Genomic DNA, 7,915 nt, shown 5'->3' with positions numbered 1-7,915 from the left:
TTCTTACGGGAGCAACGACAGCTCCTGGACGCGGACGCCGACCAGCCCCGTGAATACCTCGACGTGCGGCGTCTGCCGGAGGTGGTCGCGGCGCAGCGGCGGTGGGCGTCGGTGGCGCGGCGGGCGGTGCGGGCCGGTGCGGAGCCGGCGCGGGTGTTCGCGCTGGCGCGGGCGGTGGTCGCCCGGTGGTGGGAGGGGGCCTATGGCTGGGAGCGGGAGACGGTCTGGCCGCGGCGGCTGCATCTGGTCGCGGGCGGGGATGCTGGGGGTGATCTGGAGTGGTGGCGGATCGTGGGGCGGGACGCGGTCGTCTTCCCGGAGGTGGTGGCGGTCGCCGACGCTCTGCTGGACCCGGGCATGGCCGAGCTGGTGTGGGCGGACAGTGGGGCCGGGCGCCCGCGGCCACTGCCGGTCGACGGGTTGTTCTGCCGCCGGCTCGGTGAGCGGGTCGGGCGGCCGTGGCTGGGGCCGTTGGTGGCGGTGGACCACGGCGGGCCGCTGATCGCGTGGATGGGCGGCGTCATCCGCCGGCGCCGCGGTGTCGGAGGGCCGCCCGGATTCGACAACGACCCATGGTGGCTGCGGCAGGAACACCAGGCCGCCACCATGGCCGGCCAGCTGCGGGTCCTGGGCAAAGAGAAGAAGGCACCCGGCTCGGGGACGATGTGGCGGGCTGCGGTGCCCGTTGAACAGCGCGCCCAGATCAGCAGCCTCGTCGACGGCGCTCAGGAGCAGCTGATCCAGCTGCGCGGGGCGCAGGCCGGTTCGAGTGCGGACGTGGCCCAGCGTCTGCTGCGCATTCTCGGTCACAGTGCCGACCTGATTGAGAAGGCTCTGCAGCACACAGCGGTGGCGGCGGTGAATGCGGGGGTGCCGCCGCAGGATGTGGCCCGGTGGGCGAAGCTGCCCCCTGGTCCTTTGGCCGACGCGCTCAAGGCGTATCGGGGCGCGGGCGACTGATAGGTGCTGGCGCTCGCCGGGAAATGGGCGGTTCGCGCCAGGTCGCTTGGGTGGCTTTGTTCACGAGAATGGACAGCAGATGTTCACCACTTCGGGAGGCACGAGAGTCTGGTGCTGTTCGATTGCCGGACGGCTAGAAGAGGCCAGCCGAGGTGCTCTGCGTGAGGTTCTCGAGGATCGTGCGCAGCCACGGGCTGCGCACAGCTGGTAGCCGGACCAAGGTGTGTTGGAACGTTCCCCGGTCGGCCCGGAACAGGTGGTTGGGCAGCAGCGGAAGCGGGTAGTCGCGGAGGACGTCTTGGGCTATGCGGCCCGACGCGGGAACCGGCAAGTTCGGTTCGGGAGAGACCAGCCACAGCCACACCCCCAGCGGCAGGGGCACCAGGTATGCCGGTGTGGTCGGGTCTGCAGGGGTCCAGGTCCAGCCCGTCTTGGGATGGACGGGGACGAGGAGGATGTCGACGCCTGCGTCCGGGGAGGGCTGTCCCGGTCCGGCCAGGACGGCATGCCGCTCCCGGGTGCCTGCCGGAAGCAAGGCGTCGAGCGTGCGTTGGAACACGTCCGCGGTCAGGCCGTCCGGAACCTTCACCGGCTGCCCCTCGGAGGCAATCAGCAGGTGGGCGAGCGCCTGGCCAGCTGCCGCCTCCCACTGCGGACTCCACGACCAGTAGTGGTTCGGCCCCAGCCGTCCTCCCCACGTGGCGATGGGCTCGAACGGGGGCGTTTTCTCCCCCTTCTCTGCCAACTCCGCCCAGGACAGGGGTACGGCGTGGATACCGTCGACGGGGACGCGGTGCACGACGTCTGAGCCGAGTCTCACCATCTGCCAGAGCGAGCAATCGTCGACCCTGGTCGCCACGGGGAGATCGCATGCCTCGCAGGCCATGTTGGGCCCGTCGGCCCCGTCGAGGCCACAGCAGGCACCGCCACGCTTCTCGGGAATCAACCGGGTTCCACGGATATCACCGGGCGCAATGACGCTGGCCCCGGGCGTGCCGTCGGACAGGGCATGGACTGGCGCGTAGATGCCGCGTGCCTCAGCCTCGCCCGGATCAATCTCGTCCCACAGCCGCCACGGCCCTCCCCAAGGGTCCGGGTCCACGGCAAACGTCCCGGATTCCATGAGCACCGGAAGCTGGGCCCCGTTCCCGTACTGCTGACGGGCGTGTACCGGCAGTGAGACCTGGGACAGCGGGACGGTCAGCTCGGCGCCGCATCCCGCACACACGAAAACGAACAAACTTCCTCCGCCTGGGAAACAGACGCATCGTCGCAGCTCACCGGCGGGCGGCCAACATGTTTTCTCATCTGCTGTGGGAACGGCACCTGCCACCGTCGCGGAGTGTCAACGCAGCGCGAGCAGATGCCAGCCGCCGCCTCGGACCCCGGCAAGCGACTCACTCGGTGTTCGAATTCCCGGTGTGCTGAGGTGCCTTCCGAAGTGGTGAACATCTGCTGCCCATTCTCGTGAACAAAGCCACTTGGGCGTGCCTGGCGTTTGGTCCGCTGCTACCGCATCACGTGGCGCCGCGTGATCGAAATACGCAAATGGCTCCGGCGGGCAGCCGGGCCGGTTTGGCTGGGCGGGTGAGCGGCGAAAATGCGGTGGTCAGGCCTGGCGGCAGGCCCGGGCCGGTGGACGTGAACATCGGGGCCGGGTTCGAAGCGGTCTTCCTCGACCCGGCCGGGCAGGCAGTGCAGCAGCGGTGGGCGGATGCCGCTCTCGCGGTCGCGTTCGAAGACCTTGATCCGGTGTCGGCGTTCCCAGTGGTCCCGGGACGACGGTGGGGGCCCGGTCTGTGGTGGTCGGCCACGACCAGGCGGCACGTGGCGGCCGGATCGAACGCGATGCGCCTCCAGCTGATGCTCCTGGACCGGGCCCCGGACGTGACGGGCCTGGCGGGGCGGCCGGTGCGGCTGTTATGGCGCAACTCCCGGAACCTGGTGCGTTCCTGGGTGCCGCAGCTGTTCGCCCGGTACCGCGACGGCACTGCCCTGCTGGCCGACTGCCCCAGCCGCCCTGATGCCGGCGGTGCACGCGCCCTGGCCGCCGCGGAAGCGGTGGGAGCGGCGTGTGAGGAGGTCGGATGGAGCTACCGGCGTCTGCCAGCTCTGGAGGGGGCGTTGGCCGCGAATCTGAAATGGCTGGCCGGCTACCGCCACCCGCGGCATCGGGGAAGAACGGGGCTGCTGGAGGCGGTGGTGGACGAATTCGCCCGGCCGCGGCCTCTCATTGAGGGGGTGGCAGCGGTCGGTGATCCGATCGAGGTGCTGCCCGTCGCCTTCCACGCCCTGTGGGCGGGACTGCTGGAGGCGGCGATCGATGTGCCGCTGCACCAACGCGTCCAGGTCCACGCCCCTGCGTCCGGGGGCGGACTCGGCTTGTCGGGCGCAGCGGACATGCGCGGAGACGGCCTCAGGGCTGGTGCGGGCATCCGGGAGGCCTGGTGAGCGGGGTGCGGCGCCGTGGGCGGCCGGTGGTGGAGGTCGGGGCGCAGGTCCGTTTCGGCGGGGTGCTGTGGCAGGTCGTGGCTCTTTCCCGGCAGGGCTTCCCCCTGGTCGATGAGGGCGGTGCGGACCAGGTGGTGCTCGCCGGGCACCTGTTCGCCGACCCGGGCTTCGCGGTCCTTGGGGCGGAGCCGGTGCAGGCGGTGCCGCAGTGGGGGCTGTTCGAGACCGCCCCTGTGGCGGCGCGGGAGAGGGCGATGGCCTGGCTGCGGCACATCAGGGAGGTCGAGTGCGGCTTGCCTGGCGGACCGGACAGCGGCGGGGTGGTGCGGGCCGAGTATGACCCGCAGAGGTGGACGCTGGCCGAGCGCGAACGCGCCAAAGCCGCTGAGTTGACGGCGCTGGGCTTTGCACGGGTGTCGGACAGGACGGTGCAGAAGATGCGGCTGGCGTACCGCAAACAGGGGCTGTGGGGGCTGGTGGACCACCGCTCCACACGGGGGCGAAGCGGCGGCGGACGCCAGGACGAGCGGGTCGTGGCTGCGGTCAGGGAAGTACTGCGCGGGCAGCGGGGGCGTTCCAAGGGCACCGTGAAGGGGCTGATGCCGCTGGTCGCACAGCTCCTGGACGAGCGGTACAAGGGTGCCGTGGAGATGCCGTCGCGGGCCACGTTCTACCGCCTCGTCCATGAGATCGCCCACCCCGCCGACCATCCGGCCACCCGGGTACGGACGGTGCCCGTCACCGACGACGGACGCGGATTCACCCCGACCGTGGCCCTGCGGCCCGGGGAGCAGGTCCAGATCGACACCACCCGCCTGGATGTCCTCGCACGGTTCGACGACGGCAGCGTGGGCCGGCCGGAACTCACGATCGCTGTCGATGTCGCCTCGAGGGCGATCCTGGCGGGGGTGCTGTGCCCGGCCGGAACGCAGGCGGTCGACGCCGCTCTGCTGCTGGCGGAGATGGCGGTGCCGCATCCGGCACGCCCGGGGTGGCCTGACGTGCTGCGCTTCGCACACAGCACGGTCCTGCCGGCCGAGCGTCTGCTTTCTTTGGACGAACGTCTTCGCGGAGCAGCCGCCCGGCCGGTCGTGGTACCCGAGACCGTGGTGGTGGACCGGGGGAAGGTGTTCCTGTCGAAGGCGTTCACGGGCGCCTGCGAAGCACTCGGGATCAGCGTGCAGGCCGCCCCGCCGTTCGCCCCCACAGCCAAAGGCATCGTGGAGCGGACCTTCGGGTCGATCAACACCCTGTTCTGCCAGCACCTGCCCGGCTACACCGGCTCCGACGTCACCCGCCGCGGCAAGGACGCAGCACACGAAGCCTGTTACAGCGTCGCCCAGCTGCAAGAGCTGCTGGATGAGTGGGTCGTGCACTATCACCACCGCCCCCACCAGGGCCTACGGCATCCCATGCTGCCGAAGATCGCGCTGTCCCCGAACCAGATGTGGGCAGCCCTGGTCGCGACCACCGGATACGTGCCCGTACCGCTCACCGGCAACGACTACCTGGAGCTGCTGCCTGTGCGGTGGCAGGCCATCACCGAACACGGCATCCGCCTGCACCACCGCACCTACGACCACGACCTGCTCGGCCCGCACCGCGGGCAGCCCTCCACCGTGGCAGGCCGCGGCGGGAAATGGGAAATCCACTACAACCCCCACGATGCCCGCCAAGTCTGGATCCGCCTGCCCGACGGCCGGCTCACCGAGATCCCGTGGATCCACCGGGACCACACCCACCAGCCGTTCAACGACCGCATCTGGCAATACCTGCGCACCATCACCGCACAGCGGTCCGGACAGAACGCCGAACAGGCCGAAGCCGCTCTCGCCGAAGCCCTCGACGCTCTCATGCGCCGCGCCCGGGCAGGACAGGCCACCGCCCAGGAGCAGCACCTCCTCAACCGCACCACCACCGTCCGCACTCCCCCGCCACGCCGCTCCAAGAGCCGGCACCACGCACCCCCACCACAGCCAGGGGCGCCGGGCGCGGGCGAGGACAGCCTTGACGGCCTCGACCAGGACCAGGAAACAGGAAGCCTCGCGGCAGAGGACGAAACCGTAGGCGACCGGGCCGGGCCGGTGAGCGGGTACGGGCTCTACGACGCAGAGGAAGAAGCTCTCAAGTGGTGACCGACCCCCGCTCGCGCGCAGAAAGCAGTCCATCCACAGCGCATGGAAAGGACTCCCGAACAGGGCACGGCATGAGCGCCCCAGACGGGGACGAGCCAACCGGCACAGGCTGGCCGGTGACGACCTGGCAGGGCTGGCAGCACTTCGCCACCACCCCACCCCCACAACCACCCGCACCCGGAGAACCAGAACGAAGCACAGAAGAACGCCTCGCCTACCACTCCGCCTTCGTCACGGTACAAACCCCGGCCATCGACACCGTCACCACCAACGTGCGCACACTGATGATCCTGGGACAGCACCAGCAGACCACCGCACGGCCATCGCTGATCGTCACCGGGCCGGCAGCAGCCGGAAAGACCACCGCCCTCCTGCATACCGGGCGCACCTGCCACCTCGCCCACACCCGACAGCACCCGCCGCCGGGCCCCGGCATGCACGCACCGGTGCCCGTGGCATACGTACTGGTCCCGCCCGCGGCAAGCGCGAAAACCCTCGCGACCGAATTCGCCCGCTACCTCGGCATCCCTGTAACCGGCCGGATGACGCAAGCCCAGATCACCGACGCCGTCTGCCACACCTACAACCAGACCGGCGTGCGCCTGATCCTCATCGACGAGATCCACCGGCTCAACCCCCGCACCACCACCGGCGCCGAAACCGCCGACCTCCTCAAAGACCTCACCGAACGCATCCGCGCGACCTTCGTATACGCGGGCATCGACGTCACCACCACCGCCCTGTTCTCCGGCGTACGCGGAGCACAACTCGCCGGGCGGGCCTCCCTGGTCGAATGCGGCGCCTTCCCCGCACGCCTCGGGAAACACGAACCCTTCCGCGAACTCATCACAGGCGTGGAAGCAGCACTCGATCTACGGGCACACCAGCCCGGCACACTCCCCCGCCACGCCGCCTACCTCCACCAACGCACCGCAGGACGCATCGGATCCCTCACCCGACTGATCCGCCAAGCAGCCATCACCGCCATCCACGACGGCACCGAACGCATCACCAAAACCAGCCTCGAAACAATCCGTCTCGACCACCTCGCCGAAACCCACCACCGCCCCACCCCCAACCAACCCACCACACCCCGCCGCTAACCCCCGGGCCGTCCGACGACCACACAGCACGCAACGCTGCGACCAGGGAAAACGCACACGAGGCCTTTAGAAGACAGGACCACACGAGAGACACGAGAAAAATCTCAACGAAAACGAGAGAACCCCACACCAGCAAGCCCCCAGCCCCGCAAGACCCGCTCACACAGTCTCAACCAAACCGGCATACCCCCAGCACACGACACCGCCCGTACCGCAACTACACCCCCACGAAACGACAGGTCAGCGACCAGCCCATCCGCGGCCGACTCGACGGCCAGCCCTGGATCCAGGCGATCCTGGCCGACTACAGCGAACCCGACAGCCTCGACAGCCTCGCCCGCCTCCTGCAGGACGCCTGCTACATCGTCCTGGCCTTCCTCTCCGGCGCCCGCGACAGCGAACTCAGAACCTGCCTGACCATCGAACGCGACGCCGACGGCCGCCCCTACCGGTGAAAGATGCACAGCCTCGCCTTCAAGGGCGAAAGTGGGCCCGGCCGACACTCCCGCCACCTGGAACGTCGGCGAACCTGCCGCACGGGCCATCACCGTGCTGGAGCAGCTGCAGCCGCCCGACAGCGACTACCTCTTCGCTCCTCTGCCGCACACTTCCGGCGCCCTGCCGGACGCCGTCAACCAGGTCCTGACCAGCGGTGCCACCAACGCCCGCCTGAACCGGTACACCGCCTGGATCAATGACTACTGCCAACACCACACGCGCAGCGACTCCGTTCCCGCCGTCAACGGACAGCAATGGCACCTGACCAACAGGCAGTTCCGGCGCACCCCTGCCTGGTACATCGCCCGCCGCCCCGGCGGCGTCATCGCCGGAGCCCTCGCCTTCCGCCACCACTGCATCCAAATCTTCGAAGGCTATCCGGCACCAGCGAATCCGGATTCCGTGCCGAAGTCGAAAACGAGCAAGCCCTCGCCCGCGGCGAACACCTCTTGGCCGCCATCGACGCCCACGAACACACCACACTGACCGGCCCCGCCGCCGACGAAGCCGCCAGCCGCCTCGAACAGCTCGGCACCCGCGCCCGCTATCAGGGCAGAATCGTCCTCGACGAGGCACGGCTGCGACGACTGATGGACCGCCATGACCCAGCCGTCTACCCCGGCCAGTACGTCACCTGCGTCCACGACCACACCAAAGCCCTGTGCGAGAAAGCCCGCAACCGGCGCAGCGAAGGCCTCCCCGATCACGGCGGGTTCAAGCCCCTGGCCTGCCGCAATGTCGCCCTCCCCCCCCCCCCCCCCCCCCCCC

6 protein-coding genes and 1 pseudogene are annotated in these 7,915 nt (G+C 69.7%); 6 read left to right on the top strand and 1 reads right to left on the bottom strand.

Translation table 11 applies throughout. The annotated features are described in order from the left end of the window. On the top strand, positions 1-960 hold a 960-nt coding region (locus AMK27_RS40770), incomplete at its 5' end, for a DNA-binding protein (RefSeq protein ID WP_073919536.1). Positions 961-1,093: 133 nt separating this feature from the next. Here the strand turns inward: AMK27_RS40770 and AMK27_RS40765 are convergent. Then, the gene (locus AMK27_RS40765) at positions 1,094-2,200 is read right to left on the bottom strand and encodes a hypothetical protein (protein WP_073919534.1); all 1,107 of its coding nucleotides are present in this window, start codon (positions 2,198-2,200) and stop codon (positions 1,094-1,096) included. Between the two features lie 401 nt (positions 2,201-2,601). Between AMK27_RS40765 and AMK27_RS40760 the strand changes: the two genes are divergently transcribed. From AMK27_RS40760 to AMK27_RS43240, 5 genes and pseudogenes are all read left to right on the top strand, one after another. Then, the gene (locus tag AMK27_RS40760; protein WP_073919538.1) at positions 2,602-3,411 is read left to right on the top strand and encodes a TnsA-like heteromeric transposase endonuclease subunit; all 810 of its coding nucleotides are present in this window, start codon (positions 2,602-2,604) and stop codon (positions 3,409-3,411) included. Beyond that, positions 3,408-5,546 carry a Mu transposase C-terminal domain-containing protein gene (locus tag AMK27_RS40755; protein WP_073919532.1) on the top strand — a complete coding sequence of 713 codons (2,139 nt, stop codon included), beginning with the start codon at positions 3,408-3,410 and terminating at the stop codon, positions 5,544-5,546. The genes AMK27_RS40760 and AMK27_RS40755 overlap by 4 nt, the downstream gene beginning before the upstream one ends. A gap of 116 nt (positions 5,547-5,662) precedes the next feature. Beyond that, positions 5,663-6,649 (top strand): TniB family NTP-binding protein, encoded by a 987-nt coding sequence (locus AMK27_RS40750; RefSeq protein ID WP_073919530.1) that lies wholly within the window; start codon positions 5,663-5,665, stop codon positions 6,647-6,649. 486 nt (positions 6,650-7,135) lie between these two features. Next, positions 7,136-7,633, top strand: coding sequence for a hypothetical protein (locus AMK27_RS42905; protein ID WP_158076981.1), 498 nt, complete (start codon positions 7,136-7,138; stop codon positions 7,631-7,633). Further along, positions 7,597-7,915: pseudogene (locus tag AMK27_RS43240) on the top strand (hypothetical protein); the annotation flags it as partial. The gene AMK27_RS42905 and the pseudogene AMK27_RS43240, both read left to right, overlap by 37 nt.

The sequence above is a fragment of the Streptomyces sp. CB02009 genome, assembly GCF_001905825.1.
Classification (GTDB): domain Bacteria; phylum Actinomycetota; class Actinomycetes; order Streptomycetales; family Streptomycetaceae; genus Streptomyces.
The sequence above is the reverse complement of the archived record's forward strand: the minus strand, read 5'-3'. Positions and strand labels throughout refer to the sequence as shown.